Below are 17,098 nucleotides of genomic sequence, written 5' to 3' on the forward strand. Positions count from 1 at the left end.
GCCGGCCATGTGGCCAGTCATCGGAACTTCGGGAACATCCAGGGTCAGGAGGAACGGTGGAGTACAACCTTGCCGACCTGTTCGAGTCGGTCGTGGACGTGGTCCCGGACCGCGAGGCCCTTGTGTACGTGGACCACCCCGGGACCGGCGCCGAGCGCCGCCTGACGTACGCGGAGCTCGACACGGCGGCGAACCGGATCGCCCACCACCTGCTCGACAGCGGCCTGCAGGCAGGCGAGCACCTGGGCCTGCACCTCTACAACGGCGTCGAGTACCTGCAGACCGTGCTGGCCTGCCTGAAGGCCCGACTGGTCCCGGTGAACGTCAACTACCGTTATGTGGAGGAGGAGCTGGTCTACCTCTACAACGACGCCGATCTCGCCGCCCTCGTCTTCGAGGGCGAGTTCACCGAGCGGGTCGCGGCCGCGCTGCCGCAGACGACGAAGCTCCGACACCTGATCCGGGTCGGCGAGGCCCCCGAGGGCGCCCCGGAGCCTTCGGTCACGCCGGTCCCGTACGCGGAGGCCGAGGCGGCCGGCTCGCCCGGGCGCGGATTCCCGCAGCGCAGCCCCGACGACCTCTTCATCATCTACACGGGCGGCACGACCGGCATGCCCAAGGGCGTGATGTGGCGGGCCGAAGACCTCTTCTTCGCCGGGCTCTTCGGCGGCGAGCCGTCGGGCGAGCCGGTGAAGCGGCCGGAGGAACTGGCCGAGCGGGTCACGGCGCGCGGCGCCGGGCTCACCTTCTTCCCGGCCCCGCCGCTGATGCACGGCACGTCGACGCTGACCTCCTTCATCGCGTTCAACTACGGCCAACGGGTGGTCATCCACCGGAAGTACGCGCCGGAGGAAGTGCTCCGTACGATCGAGAAGGAGAAGGTCTCCAGCGTCTCCCTGGTCGGCGACGCGATGCTGCGGCCACTGATCGACGCCCTGAACGGCCCGCTCAAGGGCACGGACCTGTCCTCGCTGTTCAGCGTCTCCTCGTCCGGGGCGATCATGTCGGAGACGGTGCGCGCCGAATTCCAGCGCCTGGTGCCGAACGTGCTGCTCCTGAACAACTTCGGGTCCTCCGAATCCGGGTCCAACGGCCGCGCGACGGACGACTCCGGCCCGGAGAAGGGATTCCGGCTGGAGGTCAACGACCGTACGCAGGTGGTGGACCCGGTGACGCACGAACCGGTGGCGGTGGGCGAGCCGGGGCGCCTCGCCCAGCGCGGGCACGTCCCCCTCGGCTACTACAACGACCCGGGCAAGACGGCCGAGACCTTCTTCCAGAAGGGCACGGAACGCTGGGTGCTGCTCGGCGACATGGCGACCGTCGACGAACAGGGCATCGTCACGGTGCTCGGCCGCGGCTCGCAGTGCATCAACACCGGTGGCGAGAAGGTGTATCCGGAGGAGGTCGAGCAGGCGCTGAAGTCCCACCCGGACGTGTACGACGCCTTGGTGGCCGGAGTCCCGGACCCGACCTGGGGCAACCACGTGGCCGCGGTGGTCCAGGTCCGGGAGGGCGCGCGGGTACCGTCCCTGGACCAGATCCAGAGCCACTGCCGCACCCGGCTGGCGGGTTACAAGATCCCGCGTCAGCTGGTCATCGCACCCGCCATCCAGCGTTCCCCGAGCGGCAAGGCGGACTACCGCTGGGCGAAGGCGGTGGCGACGGAGGCGGATTCGGCGCAGCCGTAGGGTCGTACGTCCCGCGCCCGCTCAGGACGACGCGGGCGCGGGTGTGAGGGCCGAGGCAGAGGGTGAGGGCGCCGTGGGGGTGGTGGCGGCGTCGCCCTCGTCCACGCAGGTCAGCGTCATGAACACCGGTACCGGCAGACCTGACGTCCCCTGACCCATGAGCCGGGAGGTCACCGTCCAGTTGCCCTTCGTCAGGGTCAGCGTCCCCTCGCCCAGGTCGGGGCCGCCCTGCCAGCCGTGGTCGGAACGGGCCCGCGCGAAGGCCGCCGCGACGGCGGCGTCCGCCGTCTCCGGTGCGTGAAGCCCTGAGAGCCGTTCGTAGCACGTGCGCATGCCCTGGGAGGGCTCCCGCTCCACCGTGATGCCCTCCGCCGCCAGTATCGAGGCCATCTCGGACACCACCGTTTCACGGGGCAGCGGCGGACCAGAGTATCGCGGGGGCAGTGGGCCGAGGTCCCGCAGCAGATACGCGCCGACCGCCACCGTCGCCGTCGCCAATGCCGCCAAAGCCAGGGCCGCCACGGCTGTGATCAGCAGTATCCGTCGCACGATGTCGTCGGTCCTCTCGGTTCGCTGTACGGCCGGCCAGTCTGCCACCCCGCCGATCTTGACGAACCATCGGCCGGCGGTGCGGAGTCGCCCGTGCCGCGCCGGTCGAGGAGGATCAGAGGACGCCCCGGTCCGGCGGTCCGGCGGTCCGGCGGTCCGGCGGTCCGGCGGTCCGGCGAGAAGATCGGCATGCGGGCCGTCACAACAGACGATCACTCGTTCGAGTCATTGATTTCACCTGCGGATTCCTGGCAATCTACCGAATGATCGGTCGGTTCTCATGATGAGGTGACGGCATGGCGGTGTACACGGATCTCCACGACGAGGGCGAGCGGCTGGGCCGGGACGAGTTGGCCGCGCTCCAGCTCACCCGGCTGCGCGCGACCCTGCACCGCGCCTACGAGAAGGTCCCCTTCTACCGGCAGGCCTTCGACAAGGCCGGTGTGCATCCCGACGACTGCCGGTCGCTCGCCGACCTCTCCCTGTTCCCCTTGACGACCAAGGCCGATCTGCGCGACCAGTACCCCTTCGGGATGTTCGCCGTGCCGCGCTCGCAGGTGCGCCGCATCCACGCCTCCAGCGGCACCACCGGGCGGCCGACCGTCGTCGGGTACACCGACGGGGACCTCGCGACCTGGGCGGATGTCGTCGCCCGGTCCATACGCGCGGCGGGCGGTCGGCCCGGCCAGATCATCCACATCGCCTACGGGTACGGACTGTTCACCGGCGGCCTGGGCGCGCACTACGGGGCCGAACGCCTGGGCTGTACGGTCGTGCCCGCTTCGGGCGGGATGACGGACCGGCAGGTCCGGCTCATCGAGGACTTCCGGCCGGAGGTCATCATGGTGACCCCTTCCTACATGTTGACCCTGCTGGACGAGATGGAGCACCAGGGGATCGACCCGCGCGCCACCTCGCTGCGGACGGGGATCTTCGGCGCGGAGCCGTGGACCGAGGAGATGCGCCGGGAGATCGAGGACCGGCTCGACATCGACGCGGTGGATATATACGGACTGTCCGAGGTCATCGGACCGGGCGTGGCTCAAGAGTTCGCGGAGACCAAGGACGGCCTCCACATCTGGGAGGACCACTTCTATCCCGAGGTGGTCGACCCGCTGACCGGCGCCGTGCTGCCGGAGGGCGAACCGGGCGAGCTGGTGTTCACCTCCCTCACCAAGGAGGCCATGCCCATCATTCGCTACCGCACCCGGGACCTGACGCGGCTCCTGCCCGGAACGGCCCGCCCGGCCTTCCGCCGGATGGAGAAGATCACGGGCCGTAGCGACGACATGATCATCCTGCGCGGGGTGAACGTGTACCCGACCCAGATCGAGGAGGTCCTGCTGCGGACGCCGGGGCTGGCTCCCCACTTCCAGTTGCGGCTGACCCGGGAGGGCCGGATGGACGCTCTGACGGTACGGGTGGAGGCCCGCCGGGAGACGGACGCCGAGCGGCGGCAGGACGCGGCCGCCGCCGTGGTTCGGGCCGTCAAGGAGGGGGTCGGCGTCTCCGTACGGGTCGAGGTGGTCGACCCGGAGACGCTGGAGCGTTCGGTGGGGAAGATCAAGAGACTGGTCGACCTTCGCGGAGCCGGCGGCTGAAACCACCCCTTCGGGCCCATTTGGGGGCGGCCCCCGAGAGCGAGCCGGCGCTCGGGGGTAGTGCATGAGGTGTGATCTCCACCCTCCGGCAGCTCTACGACCGACTCCAGGGCTCCCAGATCGGGCTGGCCTGGAGCCGCGGCCGGGAGATGGAGCTGATGCACCGGGCGATGGGCTTCGCGGCCCTCGGCTTCCTGACCCTGGTGCCGCTGCTGGTGGTCGTGGCGGCCGCCGCGCCCGGGAGCGGCTCGGGCTTCGGCCGCTGGCTGGGGCAGGCCCTCGGGGTGACGGAGGCCTCGCGGGTCCGGGTCGAGATGCTCTTCGGTGCTGCCGACCTGGCGCTGGAGCGGACCACGGCGTTCGGTCTGGCCGCCCTCGCGGTGTTCGGACTGACCTTCGGGTCGGCCGTGCAGACGGGCTACGAGAAGGTCTGGGACCTGCCGACCGCACGCTGGCACACCATGTGGCTGCACGTCGTCTGGCTCGCCCTGCTGGTCTGCTACCTGGGCCTGCTCGTGGGGATCCCCTCCCCGTCGAACAACGCCATCGGAACGGTCCTCGGCGCACTGGGCGACCTCGTCGGCACCTGCCTGTTCTTCATCGCCTCGCAGCGCCTGCTGCTCGGCGGCCGGGTCCGCTGGCGCGCCCTGGTTCCGGGAGCGGTGGCGACCAGCCTCGGGCTGCTGGGGCTACGGATCTTCTCGCAGTTGGTGTTCTCCCCGCTCATCGCCTCCAACGCGGTGACCTACGGCCCCTTCGGCACTCTGCTCGTCGTCCAGTCCTGGCTGGTCGGCGTCGGCTTCGTGGTCTACGGCGGCGCGCTCGTCGGCCGTCTCGTGCACGAGCACCTCACGCTGCGGCGGCTACGGCGCGGCGGGCTCTTCCCGCCCGAGGGCCCCGCCGCACGCCCCCCGCACCCCGACTGACCGGGCTCCCCCGCGTCGATCGCCGGCGTCAGCGGACGGGCATCAGCGGACGGGCGTCAGCGGACGGGCGTCAGCGGCGGGAGCTGCGGCCGGGGTCAGTGGCCGGGCTCCGCGAAGCGGTCGCGCAGTTCCCGCTTGAGGATCTTGCCGCTGGCGTTGCGCGGGAGGGCGTCCACGAGGAGCACCCGCTTCGGGGCCTTGAAATGGGCGAGCTTCTCCCGGGCATAGGCCATCAGCTCCGCCTCCGTCACCTCCCCCGCCTCCCCGCGCGGTACCACCACCGCCGTGACCGCCTCGATCCAGCGCTCGTCGGGCAGCCCGATCACCGCTGCCTCGGCCACGCCCGGGTGGGCGTAGAGAACGTCCTCCACCTGCCGTGAGGCGACGAGTACCCCGCCCGAGTTGATGACGTCCTTCACCCGGTCCACGACCGTGAAGTACCCCTGCGCGTCGCGCACCGCGAGGTCGCCCGAGCGGAACCAGCCGTCCCGGAAGGCCTTCTCCGTGGCCACCGGGTCGTTCCAGTAGCCCAGGCAGAGCTGCGGCGAGCGGTAGACCACCTCGCCCGCCGTTCCGTCCGGCACGTCCTTGCCGTCCTCGTCCACCACCTTCGCCTCCACGTGGCGCACCGGCCGCCCGCAGGAGTCCATCCGCCCCTCGTGCTCCGCCGGTCCGAGCACCGTGGCCAGCGGGCCGATCTCGCTCTGGCCGAAGCAGTTGTAGAAGCCGAGGTCGGGCAGCCGCTCGCGCAGGCGTTCCAGGACCGGCACCGGCATGATCGAGGCCCCGTAGTACGCCTTCCGGAGAGCGCCCAGCTCGCGCGCCGCGAACTCCGGGTGTCCGGCCAGGCCGATCCATACCGTCGGCGGGGCGAAGAGGCTGTCCGCCTCCCCCGCTTCGACCAGGCCGAAGATCTGCTCCGCGACCGGCGCGTCCACGATCGTGTTCCGCGCCCCCACCGCCAGGTATGGCAGCAGGAAGACGTGCATCTGCGCCGAGTGGTAGAGCGGCAGCGAGTGGACGGGCCGGTCGTCCTCGGCCAGGTCCAGGGCCTCGATGGCACTCTCGTACTCGTGCGCGAGGGCCCGGTGGGTCATCATCGCGCCCTTGGGCAGGGCGGTGGTCCCCGAGGTGTAGAGGAGCTGCACCAGGGCGCCCGGGTCGCGGTCGCCCTCGAAGGGCAGCGGCTCGTCCAGCTCCGACAGGAAGGAGTCGGGGGCGTCGCGCAGCGCCCGTACCCGGTACCCGTCGGGGATCCTCCCGGCCAGGTCGGGATCGGCGAGGACCACGGCGCTCGCGGAGTCGTCCAGGATGTACGCGAGGTCCTCGCCGGTGAGGTTCTGGTTGATCGGGACATGGGTGAGCCCGGCCCGGGCGCAGGCGAGGTAGGCGAGCAGGTAGGCGTCGGAGTTGTGGGCGAAGGTGGCGACCCGGTCTCCGGCGGCCAGTTCGTACCGCTCCCGCAGCACGGCGGCGCCGGTGGTGACGGCCGTGTCGAGTTCCGCGTACGTCCAGCTCCGCTCGCGGTAGCGCACCGCCGGGCGGTCGGGGACCCGCAGGGCGCTGGCATGCACCAGTCCGTCGACCGTGTCGTCGCGCATCGCTCGCCCTGTCCGCACCGCCCGCACCGCCCGCTCCGCAGTCATGCCGCGATCCTCGTCCTCCCGTACGCCCAAGGTCAATAACCGGATACCAGACGGGATGTTGACAGATCATCACATGGGCTGAATGAGTGTGGGGGCACGGACGTACCGCCTGTTCGACGGGTAACCACGCCCACCCGCAGGCCACTTGGGAGGACTGTTGCATCTCAGCACTCGTCCGATACTCCGCCGCGTCGCCCTCACCGGTGCCGCTCTGCTCGCCGCGACGGCCGCCGTACCCCAGACGGCGGCAGCGGCTCCCGACGACCGGACGGTCACCGGAGGCGGCCTGTCCGCCGTCGTCCGGTACACCGAGAACGGCATCCCGCACATCCTCGCCCGCGACTACGCGCGGCTCGGCTTCGGCACCGGCTGGGCCCAGGCCGCCGACCAGGTCTGTGTCCTCGCCGACGGGTTCGTGACCGTCTCCGGTGAGCGTTCCCGCTGGTTCGGCGCCGACGCGGCGCCCGACTTCTCGCTCTCCTCGGCCACGAAGAACCTCTCCAGCGACCTCTACTTCAAGGGGGTGCGGGAGTCCGGCACGATGGAGAAGCTGCTGGCGACACCCGCCCCGGCCGGTCCCACCGAGGACCTCGAGGAACTGATGCGCGGCTGGGCCGCCGGGTACAACGCCTGGCTGGCCCAGAACAGGATCACCGACCCGGGGTGCAAGGACGCCGGCTGGGTCCGCCCGGTCACCACGGCCGACGTGGCCGCCCGCGGCTTCGCGGTCTCGGTCCTCGGCGGCCAGGGCCGCGGCATCGACGGCATCACGGCCGCGCGGCCGCCGGGCGCCGCGGGCTCGCCGACCGGCCCCACGGCGTCCCCCCAGGAGACCGATCCGGCTGCCGCGGCCGAGGCCGCGCGGGAGTTCTTCGACACCGGACGCTACGACATGGGCTCCAACGCCGTGGCCTTCGCCGGCTCCACCACGGCGAGCGGCCGCGGTCTGCTCCTGGGGAACCCGCACTACCCGTGGCAGGGCGGGCGCCGCTTCTGGCAGTTCCAGCAGACCATCCCGGGCGAGCTGAACGTCTCGGGCGCCTCCCTGCTCGGCACCGCCGTGGTCAACATCGGCTTCAACGAGAAGGTGGCCTGGAGCCACACGGTGGCCACCGGCACCCCGGTCAACCTCCATCAGCTCGCCCTGGACCCGGCCGATCCGACCGCCTACCTGGTCGACGGCAGGCCCGAGCCGATGACCCGGCGGACCGTCACCGTCCCGGTGGCGGGCGGCACCCCCGTCACCCGTACCCAGTGGTGGACCCGCTACGGGCCCGTGGTCTCGGATCTCGGGCCGAGCCTGCCGCTGCCCTGGACCGCGCAGACGGCGTACGCGCTGAACGACCCGAACGCGGCGAACCTGCGCGGCTCGGACACCGCCCTCGCGATGGGCAAAGCCCGCTCGGTGGCCGGGATCCAGGACGCGCTGAAGCGCACGCAGGGCCTGCCCTGGGTCAACACCGTGGCCGCCGACTCCACGGGCGGCACCCTCTTCACCCAGACCCAGGTCCTCCCCCGGATCACCGACGAGCTGGCGGCCCGCTGTTCCACCCCGCTGGGCCGCGCCACGTACCCGGCCTCGGGCCTGGCGGTGCTGGACGGTTCGCGCGGCGACTGCGCGATCGGCTCGGATCCGGACGCGGTGCAGCCGGGCGTCTTCGGCCCGGGGAAGGCGCCGACGCTGCGGGACGCCCCGTACGCGGAGAACTCCAACGACAGTGCCTGGCTGGCCAACGCCGACCGGCCGCTGACGGGCTACGAGCGGATCTGGGGCAGTGTCGCCACCCCGCGCTCGCCGCGCACGCGCGGGGCGGTCGAGGACGTGGCGGCGATGGCCACGAAGGGCCGGCTGACCGTGGCCGACCTGCAGAGGCAGCAGTTCGCGAACCGGGTGCCGGCCGGTGATCTGGCGGCTGCGGACGCGGCGAAGGCGTGCTCGGCCCTGCCGGGCGGCACGGCGACGGGGAGCGACGGCCGTGCGGTGGACGTCTCGGCGGCCTGCGGAGTGCTGGCGGGCTGGGACCGTACGACCGACAGCGGCAGTCGCGGGGCACTGCTCTTCGACCGGTTCTGGCGCAGGCTGACGGCTTCGACACCGGCCAAGGATCTGTGGCTGGTGCCGTTCTCGGCGGCCGATCCCGTACGCACCCCTCGTACGCTCGACCGGGCGGCCCCCGGCATCGGGCGGGCGCTCGCGGACGCGGTGGCGGAGCTGAAGGCGGCCGGGATCGCGCTGGACGCACCGCTGGGTGAGCACCAGTTCGTCGTCCGCGGCGGGCGCAAGCTGCCGGTGGGTGGCGGTACGGAGGCACTCGGCGTCTGGAACAAGATCGAAGCCCCGTGGAACGCGGCGGCCGGCGGCTACCCGGAGGTCGTGCACGGCTCCAGCCATATCCAGGCGGTCGGTTGGGACGGGAGCCGCTGTCCCGTGGCGCGCACCCTGCTGACGTACAGCCAGTCCTCGAACCCGCTCTCGCCGTACTACGCCGACCAGACCCGGATGTACTCCGAGGAGCGCTGGGTCACGGCACGTTTCTGCGAGCGGGACATCCTCACCTCGCCGAAGCTGAAGGTGGTCCTGATCCGCGAACGGCGGTGACCCGCAGGACCGGGCCGGCCTCTGCCCGGACCCGCCGCCGGCCCCGCCTCTTCCCGACCGTACGGGGGGAGGCGGGGCCGCGGCGGTCATCCGGCCCGCGTCCCGCCGAGGGCGGTGGCCAGGGCCCGAGCCTGATCCGGGGTGATGCCCAGGGCGAGCGGAACCCGGCGGGGGCTGTACGGGGAGGAACACACCGCGATCGGGGCGCTCTCCGTGACCGTCCACCGGGGTCCGCTGTCCGGATCCGGCTCCCCCAGCAGGGTCGCGGCCAGCTCGCCGGCGGCGTCCGCGCGTATGCCGCAGTGCGCGAGCGCACGGGCCACGACGTCGCGCGCCTCGGCGGGCAGGGCGGCGTCCCCGAGCATCGGGAGCAGGAGCAGCAGGCGCTCGGACGGATCGGTCAGCCCTTCACCGCCGTCCTGCGTGCGGGTGGCGAGCGTGCGGAGCTCCGTCCAGGACAAGCCGGGGCGGGCGTCGTCGGCGCCGCACTGGCCGAGATGGCCCAGGCGCCCCCATCGGGGGTGCCGGACGAAGAACTCGACGTTGTTCTCGTCCTCCTCGTTGGCGTAGACGGCATAGGCCGTGTGCCCGCCGTCGAAGCGGATCCGCACCACGGGCCAAGGCAGCTCGGGGTCGCTGAGGCGGTCCACCATGGCGTCGTAGGCGGCCGCGTCCACGCCGTAGGGCTCGGTGGGCTCGCCCGGATCGCCGATGGTCAGGAGGAGATGGGCGAGCCAGAAGACGGGGTCGCGGGCGAGGTCCTCGCTCGCGACCAGCTCGCGGTCCTGCAGGTACTCCGGGATGTGTAGGCCCATGGTCATGGGAGGAGCGTAGGGAGGACCCGGGATCCGGCCCCGCGCGGGGTCGCGCGGGGCGCACGGCACTAGGGGCTGACGGCGAGGAAGAGGTACGCGGCCAGCAGCACGATGTGTACGCCGCCCTGCAGCAGCGTGGCGCGCCCCGGGACGATGGTGAGGGCGCTGACCACGACGGTCAGGGCGAGCAGCACCATGTGGATCGGGCCGAGGCCGAGCAGGAGCGGGCCGGAGAGCCAGATCGAGGCGAGCGCGATCGCCGGGATGGTCAGGCCGATGCTGGCGATGGCGGATCCGTAGGCGAGGTTGAGGCTGGTCTGCACGCGGTCGCGGCGGGCGGCGCGGACGGCTGCGAGGGTCTCGGGCAGCAGGACGAGCAGGGCGATGATCACACCGACGACCGCCTGGGGCAGCCCGGCGGCCGCGACGGCCCGCTCGATGGTCGGGGACACGGCCTTGGCGTCGCCGACCACGGCCACGAGCGCCACCAGCAGCAGGCCGAGGCTGACGAGGGCGGCGCGGGCGGTGGGCGGCTCCGCGTGGTCCTCGTCGGCACCGGGGCCCTGTCCGGTGTCCACGGGGAGGAAGTAGCTGCGGTGACGGACCGTCTGGACGGCGACGAAGAGCCCGTACAGGGCGAGCGAGGCGACGGCGGCGAACGTGAGCTGCGCGGTGGAGAACTCCGGGCCGGGCTTGCTGGTGGTGAACGTCGGCAGGACCAGGCTGAGGGTGGCCAGGGTCGCGACGGTGGCGAGGGCTGCCCCGGAGCCCTCGGGGTTGAACACGGCGATCCGGTTGCGCAGGGCGCCGACGAGCAGGGAGATGCCGACGATGCCGTTGCAGGTGATCATGACGGCGGCGAAGACGGTGTCCCGGGCCAGGGAGGCGGTCTTGTCACCGCCGTCGGCCATCAGGGTGACGATGAGCGCCACCTCGATGACGGTGACCGCCACGGCGAGGACGAGGGAGCCGAAGGGTTCGCCGACGCGGTGGGCGACGACTTCGGCGTGGTGGACGGCCGCGAGCACCGCGCCGGCGAGACAGAGCGCGACGAGCGCCACCGCGAAGCCGGGTAGGTCCCGCCCCCAGCTGAAGACGAGGGCGACCAGCGCCACCACGGGGACCACGAGGGTCCAGTCGATCAGGGGGGATCTGCGGGTAGCCGTACTCATATCGGCAAAGTTGCCAGAATTGTCCCCTCGGTGCGGCGCAAGGCGCGCCTCCGGGGCAAGCACGTGGCGTTTCTCACGGCGGCGGACCCGCCGCCGCTCCGGAGCGACGGCGGCAGGTCGGCCCCGCGCCGTGGGACGGGACCGACCTGGGCACAGCGGCGTTTCGCGTCACATCGCGCGCTCGTGGCCCTCCCAGTAAGGGTCGCGCAACCGCCGCTTGTAGAGCTTGCCGTTCGGGTCGCGTGGCATCGTCTCGATGAAGTCGACCGTCTTGGGGCGCTTGTAGCCCGCCAGCTGCCGCTCGCAGTGGTGCAGGATCTCCGCGGCCAGGGCGTCGCCCGCCACGAAGCCCTCGGCCGGTTCGACGACCGCCTTGACCTGCTCGCCCCAGTCCGCGTGCGGGATGCCGAAGGCGGCGGCGTCCGCGACGGCCGGGTGGGTGAGCAGGGCCGACTCGATCTCGGCGGGGTAGATGTTGACCCCGCCCGAGATGATCATGTCGATCTTGCGGTCGCGGAGGAAGAGGTAGCCCTCCTCGTCCATCAGCCCCAGGTCGCCGACGGTGAAGAAGTCGCCGATACGGTTCTTCCTCGTCTTGCCCTCGTCCTTGTGGTAGCTGAAGCCGCCCGTGTTCATCTTGAGGTAGACGGTGCCCAGTTCCCCGGCGGGCAGCCGGTTGCCGTCGTCGTCGAAGATGGCGAGTTCGCTGATCGGCCAGGCCTTGCCGACCGTTCCCGGCTTCTTCAGCCAGTCCTCGGCGGTCGCGAAGGCGCCGCCGCCCTCGCTGGCCGCGTAGTACTCCTCCACGCACCGGCCCCACCAGTCGATCATCGCCCGTTTGACGTGGTCGGGACAGGGTGCGGCGCCGTGGATGGCGTGCCGCATGGAGGAGACGTCGTACGCGTCCTTCGTCTCCTGCGGGAGGGCGAGGAGGCGATGGAACTGGGTCGGCACCATGTGGGTGTGCGTGCACGCGTGGCCGTCGATCAGGCGGAGCATCTCCTGCGGGGTCCACTTGTCCATCAGGACCAGCGGATGCCCGATGTGCAGGGCGGCTCCCGCGAATTGGAGCACGGCCGTGTGGTAGAGCGGCGAGCAGACCAGGTGGACGTTGCCGTCGAAGGGCCGGATGCCGAAGATGCCGAGGAAGCCGCCCAGGTACGTCTCCTCCGGGAGCTTGCCGGGCAGCGGGCGGCGGATGCCGCGCGGGCGGCCGGTGGTACCGGAGGTGTAATTCATGACCCAGCCCAGGGTGCGACCCTCGGGGGCGGTCGCGGGCTGCCCGTCGAGAAGCTGCGCGTACGGGCGGAAGCCGGAGACCGCTCCGACGGCGTACCGGTGGCTCGCGGGCAGGGCGGCCTCGTCGGCGGCGGCGGTGGCGGCGTCGGCGAAGCGCTCATGGGCGATGAGGACCTTGGCCCCGGAGTCGGAGACGATCCAGGCGATCTCGGGGCCCACGAGGTGGTGGTTGACGGGGACGAGGTAGAAGCCCGCCTGGGAGGCGGCCAGGTACGCGGTCAGGAACTCGACGCCGTTGGGGAGGACGACCGCGAAGACGTCGCCCTTCTCCAGCCCGGCGACGCGCAGGCCGTGGACGAGGCGGTTGACGTCGGCGTGCAGCCGGCCGGCGCTCCATTCCTCACCTTCCGGGGTCACGAGTACGGTGCGCCCGGGGTCGGCGGCGGCCTGGGCCCAGAAGCCGTTGGGCGGCTGCCGGTCGGCGGCGGGGGTGGTGGACGTCGTCGCGGTCATGTCGGTCACGCCTCTCGGACTCGGCCGGCGATGCGGTTGATGCGGTCGATCGCCCTCTCGAACCCGCTGGTGAGGTCGTCGAAGACGGCCTGGACGCTGCGTTCCTCGGTCATCCGGCCGACGATCTGGCCGACGGGGGTACCGAGCAGGGGCTGGATCTCGTACTTCTGGATCCGGGAGACGGCCTCGGCCACGAGCAGGCCCTGGAGCGGCATGGGGAGCGCGCCCGGACCCGCCGGGTCGTCCCAGGCGTCGGTCCACTCGGTCCGCAACTGGCGGGCGGGCTTGCCGGTGAGGGCGCGGGAGCGGACGGTGTCGCCGGAACCGGCGGCGAGCAGTTTCGCCGTGAGGGCGCGCGAGTGGAGGTCCGCCTCGGTGGTGGTGAGCCAGAGCGAGCCGAGCCAGGCGCCCTGGGCGCCGAGGGCGAGGCCCGCGGCGATCTGCTCGCCGCTGCCGATGCCGCCGGCGGCGAGAACGGGGAGGGGGGCGACCGCCTCGACGATCTCGGGGACCAGGACCATGGTGGCGATGTCGCCGGTGTGGCCGCCGGCCTCGTAGCCCTGGGCGACGACGATGTCGATGCCGGCCTCGGCGTGGCGGCGGGCGTGCTTGGCGCTGCCCGCGAGGGCGGCGACGAGGACACCGTGGTCGTGGGCGCGCGCGATGACGTCGGCGGGCGGCGAACCGAGCGCGTTCGCCAGGAGTTTGATGGGGTAGTCGAAGGCGACGTCGAGCTGGCTCCTGGCGACCTGCTCCATCCAGCCGGTGATCCGCCAGCCGGAGGCCTCGCCCTCGGCGAACTCGGGCACGTGGTGCTTGGCGAGGGTATCGCGGACGAAGGCGCGGTGCGCGGCCGGGATCATCGCCTCGATGTCGGCCTCGGCGATGCCGTCGACGGCCTTCTTGGCGGGCATGACGACGTCGAGGCCGTAGGGCTTGCCGTCGGTGTGCTCCTGCATCCAGTCGAGGTCGCGTTTCAGGTCGTCGGGGGCCGAGTAGCGGACCGCGCCGAGCACACCGAAACCGCCCGCGCGGGTGATGGCAGCGGCGACCGCCGGGAAGGGCGTGAAGCCGAAGATGGCGTGCTCGACTCCCAGTTTCTTGCTCAACTCCGTCTTCATGGGCGGCAGGATGCCGCAGCCCGCCGGCCGAGGGAAGAGATTTTCTGATGCAGTGTCAGATTCTTTACGGGTCGGTCGGTGCGGAGGGTGCCCGACGGGCGGGCAGATACCCACTACCGTGCGGATCGCCCGCGCCCCGCTCGACGGACGGCGGGCGGCGGCGGGTCGCGGCGGCCGGGGTGCGGGCCGGGGGCGCGGAAGGTGCACGGCGGATGCGGATGCGGGTGTGGCGGGCGCGGGTCGCGGACGAGGAGGACCGGACATGGCAGCGGACACGGGGGCCGAAGCGGTGGCGGAGGTCGGCACGGAACGGCCGGGCGGCGTCGGCCGCGAGCAACCGCGCGACCCCGGGGAGGGGCGCGCCGGCGTCGCCGAGCCGGGCCGCGGGCCGAGCCGGCGGCGGCTCGGGGCGCGGTTGCTCGCGCTGGGCGGGGTACTCGTCCTGCACGCGGCGCTCCCGGGCTCCGCGGGTGCCGCGGGCGGTCCCGCCGAGCGACGCGCGCTCCAAGGGCTGCGCCTGCGGTACGGGTCGGCCCGCCAGGCGGGCCTGTTGGAGCAGCACTTGGAGGGGGTCGCCGACGAGGCCCGGCGCTTCCTGGGTCCCTCCCCCGAACATCCCTACTACGCCGGAGCGGTGGTCCTCGCCGGCCGGGGGCGCACCATCGCCCTGCACCGTGCCATGGGGTACGCGGTCCGGTACGCGGACTACGACGGACGGGCGGACCGGGTCCGGGAGTTCCCGACGGCCGAGCGGATCGCGATGGCCGAGGACACCGTCTTCGACCTGGCCTCGCTGACCAAACTGTTCACCTCCGTCCTGGCGGTACAGCAGATGGAACGCGGGCGGCTGGAGCTGGAGGCTCCGGTGTGCCGATACCTGCCGGAGTTCGTGGGGGGCGGCAAGGAGATCGTCACGGTCCGCCAGCTGCTCACCCACACCTCGGGGTTGCGTTCCTGGGCGCCCTTCTACCAGGAGTCCACGCGGGAGGGGCGGCTGAGGCTGTTGTGGTCGGTCCGACCGCAGGAGACCCCGGGGACCGTCTACCGCTACTCCGACCTCAATCTCATCGCGCTGCAACTGCTCCTGGAACGGATCACCGGTCGCACTCTGGACACACTGCTCCGCGACGAGATCACCGCTCCGCTCGGGATGCACCGCACTCGTTACAACCCACCGCTCTCCTGGCGCCGGGTCATCGCCGCCACCGAGGTGCAGCGCCCGCCCTGGTCCGGCCTGGACCGCGGGCTGGTGTGGGGCGAGGTCCACGACGAGAACGCGTACGCGCTCGGCGGCGTCGCGGGCCATGCCGGGGTCTTCGGCACCGCCTGGGATCTGGCCGTGCTGGCCCGCGCCCTCCTCGACGGCGGGGTCTACGCGGGCAAGCGCATCCTGCGCCCCGCCTCCGTCGAGCTGCTCTTCACCGACTACAACACGGCCTTCCCCGGCGACGACCACGGCCTCGGCTTCGAGCTCTACCAGCACTGGTACATGGGCGCCATGGCCACCCCGCACTCCGCCGGGCACACCGGCTTCACCGGTACCTCGCTGGTGCTCGACCCCTCCACCGACTCGTTCCTGATCCTGCTCGGCAACTCCGTCCACCCCGTACGGACCTGGCGGGCCGGCAGCGCGCCGCGGGTCGCGGTCGGCAACCGCTTCGCCCGCGCCGTCCCGGTCCGCACCCGGCACGGCGGCGCGGCCTGGTTCTCCGGCATCCGGCCGGGGGCCTCGGGCACCCTCACGTTGCCGCCGCTCGTCCCGGCGACGGGCGCCGCCCGGCTGCGCTGCGCCGTCTGGTGGGACACCGTGCCGGGCGAGGGTGCCCTGCACCTGGAGGCCTCCGCCGACGGGGAGCGCTGGGAGCCGCTGCCCTTCAGCACGCTGCGGTCCACCGGCGGCACCCCCGAGCAGTGGCCCCGGGGCTCCGTGAGCGGCTGGTCGGGCCGCGTCTGGCACCGCCTGGAAGCCCCCCTCACGGAATCCTGGGCGGGACGCGAGGTACGGCTGCGCTTCCGACACACCGCGACCGGCCGCTACGTGGGCCGCGGGGCCTACGTGGACGTCGTACGGGTGGCGGAACCGGGCCGGCTCCTCTTCGCGGAGGACCGCCCGGCCGACGCCGGCCGCGTCGACGCCGTCGGCTGGACCCGATCGGCGGACTGACAGCCGCGGCCCGGTCCGTGGCCCGGTCCGTGGCCCGGTCCGCGGCTTGGTCCGTGGCTCCGTGTCGTACCAGGCGGAAGGGGTGGCCCGCCGGGCCCGCGTAGACGCGCGGGTCCGGGACGCCGAGGTCCACGTGGAACTGCTGCGGCCGGGTGGGATCGGGCCGGCGCGGCGGCACGTGGTTCAGGGCCTGCTGGAAGGCGAGGACCGGCCCCGAGGGGGGTGTGGAGCGTCGCCCAGCTGTCGTCGAGCGCCCGGCGCCGGTCCTGCTGGTCGACGTTCCCGCCCAGCAGGGACCGGTAGAACTCGGCGAGCGACCGCGGCTCGGGGCAGTCCAGGACCACGCATCGCAGTGCGGCGATCATGGTCGGATCCTAGCGGGTGTCCTGTCGATCGGGCCCGGCTCGCGGCGGTTGCGCCTGCCGCGGGTGGCGGGCCGGGCCGGGTCCTGCCGGGCGGCGCCGGCCGGCCAGACGACCTCCACCGGTAGCCCCCGCGCACGGGCCGCGGCCACCGCGTGGACGGTTCCGCCCGGTCGGCCGCCGGGCCCTCCGTCCCACACCGCGACCAGGAGTTCGGCCCGGCCGAGCAGAAGTCGGTTGGCGGCGACGTAGGCGTCCGTGCCGCCCCTTCGGTACGGCATGACCTCGACCTCGGCGGCGGCCCCCAGGAGCCGGTCGAAGGCGACGGCGTCCGGACCCTCCGGCAGCCGCGCCCGGTGGTCGGCCGAGGGGAGCACCGCCATCAGCCGCCCGCCCAGGGCGAGTACGGCATCCGCGAAGACCGTGTCGGCGCCCGGGGCGAGGCAGGACATGCCGGTGAGCTCCGGGGCCGGGTAGCGGGCGAGCAGCGCGCGCAGCGCCTCCCCGACCGGCGGGACGCTCGCCGCCGTGAGGTTCACGTGGCCGGTCACCGCGATGGTCGCCATGGCAGTGCTGCTCCGCTTCGAAGGATCGACGTCGTCGCCGCCCGGGCGGCGCCGCCCGCCCCCAGATGGGGGGGGGGGGGGGGCCCCGCCCGGGGGTGGTGTGCAGCCGGGGCCGGCCCGCGGGGGGCCGCCCG

13 protein-coding genes are annotated in these 17,098 nt (G+C 72.7%); 5 read left to right on the forward strand and 8 right to left on the reverse strand.

Going from position 1 to position 17,098, the window contains the following annotated elements; genetic code table 11:
- Nucleotides 1–56: 56 nt before the first annotated feature.
- Nucleotides 57–1,691 (forward strand): acyl-CoA synthetase, encoded by a 1,635-nt coding sequence (locus tag ACGFYY_RS06455; protein WP_393707388.1) that lies wholly within the window; start codon nt 57–59, stop codon nt 1,689–1,691.
- Nucleotides 1,692–1,712: 21 nt separating this feature from the next.
- On the opposite strand, the gene ACGFYY_RS06460 is transcribed toward ACGFYY_RS06455, so the two are convergent.
- Nucleotides 1,713–2,240 (reverse strand): hypothetical protein, encoded by a 528-nt coding sequence (locus tag ACGFYY_RS06460; RefSeq protein ID WP_393707389.1) that lies wholly within the window; start codon nt 2,238–2,240, stop codon nt 1,713–1,715.
- A gap of 296 nt (nt 2,241–2,536) precedes the next feature.
- Here ACGFYY_RS06460 and paaK point away from each other — a divergent pair, with 296 nt between their 5' ends.
- Both paaK and ACGFYY_RS06470 read left to right on the forward strand, forming a co-directional pair.
- Nucleotides 2,537–3,841 (forward strand): phenylacetate--CoA ligase PaaK, encoded by a 1,305-nt coding sequence (gene paaK, locus ACGFYY_RS06465; protein ID WP_393707390.1) that lies wholly within the window; start codon nt 2,537–2,539, stop codon nt 3,839–3,841.
- 71 nt (nt 3,842–3,912) lie between these two features.
- Nucleotides 3,913–4,767: a YhjD/YihY/BrkB family envelope integrity protein gene (locus ACGFYY_RS06470; RefSeq protein ID WP_393707391.1), complete on the forward strand. Its 855-nt coding sequence runs from the start codon at nt 3,913–3,915 to the stop codon at nt 4,765–4,767.
- A 95-nt stretch (nt 4,768–4,862) separates the two neighbouring features.
- On the opposite strand, the gene ACGFYY_RS06475 is transcribed toward ACGFYY_RS06470, so the two are convergent.
- A complete protein-coding gene (locus ACGFYY_RS06475) occupies nt 4,863–6,413 on the reverse strand; it encodes a fatty acyl-CoA synthetase (RefSeq protein WP_393707392.1) in 1,551 nt (516 codons plus the stop codon).
- Nucleotides 6,414–6,570: 157 nt separating this feature from the next.
- Between ACGFYY_RS06475 and ACGFYY_RS06480 the strand changes: the two genes are divergently transcribed.
- Nucleotides 6,571–9,012 carry a penicillin acylase family protein gene (locus ACGFYY_RS06480; RefSeq protein ID WP_393707393.1) on the forward strand — a complete coding sequence of 814 codons (2,442 nt, stop codon included), beginning with the start codon at nt 6,571–6,573 and terminating at the stop codon, nt 9,010–9,012.
- A gap of 86 nt (nt 9,013–9,098) precedes the next feature.
- Here the strand turns inward: ACGFYY_RS06480 and ACGFYY_RS06485 are convergent, their stop codons facing one another.
- From ACGFYY_RS06485 to ACGFYY_RS06500, 4 genes are all read right to left on the reverse strand, one after another.
- Nucleotides 9,099–9,833: a hypothetical protein gene (locus tag ACGFYY_RS06485; protein ID WP_393707394.1), complete on the reverse strand. Its 735-nt coding sequence runs from the start codon at nt 9,831–9,833 to the stop codon at nt 9,099–9,101.
- Between the two features lie 62 nt (nt 9,834–9,895).
- Nucleotides 9,896–10,999, reverse strand: a complete 1,104-nt coding sequence (locus ACGFYY_RS06490; protein ID WP_393707395.1) for a calcium:proton antiporter — start codon at nt 10,997–10,999, stop codon at nt 9,896–9,898.
- Between the two features lie 168 nt (nt 11,000–11,167).
- Nucleotides 11,168–12,751 carry an acyl-CoA synthetase gene (locus ACGFYY_RS06495; RefSeq protein ID WP_393707396.1) on the reverse strand — a complete coding sequence of 528 codons (1,584 nt, stop codon included), beginning with the start codon at nt 12,749–12,751 and terminating at the stop codon, nt 11,168–11,170.
- 5 nt (nt 12,752–12,756) lie between these two features.
- On the reverse strand, nt 12,757–13,872 hold the full coding sequence (locus ACGFYY_RS06500) for a nitronate monooxygenase (RefSeq protein WP_393707397.1): 1,116 nt from the start codon (nt 13,870–13,872) through the stop codon (nt 12,757–12,759).
- Between the two features lie 262 nt (nt 13,873–14,134).
- Here ACGFYY_RS06500 and ACGFYY_RS06505 point away from each other — a divergent pair, with 262 nt between their 5' ends.
- Entirely contained in the window at nt 14,135–16,036 is a 1,902-nt protein-coding gene (locus ACGFYY_RS06505) for a serine hydrolase (RefSeq protein ID WP_393707398.1), read from the forward strand.
- On the opposite strand, the gene ACGFYY_RS06510 is transcribed toward ACGFYY_RS06505, so the two are convergent.
- Entirely contained in the window at nt 15,925–16,401 is a 477-nt protein-coding gene (locus ACGFYY_RS06510) for a VOC family protein (RefSeq protein WP_393707399.1), read from the reverse strand. The genes ACGFYY_RS06505 and ACGFYY_RS06510 overlap by 112 nt on opposite strands.
- Complete coding sequence (locus ACGFYY_RS06515; RefSeq protein ID WP_393707400.1) at nt 16,398–16,964, reverse strand: hypothetical protein; 567 nt, start codon at nt 16,962–16,964, stop codon at nt 16,398–16,400. The genes ACGFYY_RS06510 and ACGFYY_RS06515 overlap by 4 nt, the downstream gene beginning before the upstream one ends.
- Between the last annotated feature and the right edge of the window lie 134 nt (nt 16,965–17,098).

Source organism: Streptomyces sp. NPDC048331, assembly GCF_043201215.1.
GTDB lineage: Bacteria > Actinomycetota > Actinomycetes > Streptomycetales > Streptomycetaceae > Streptomyces.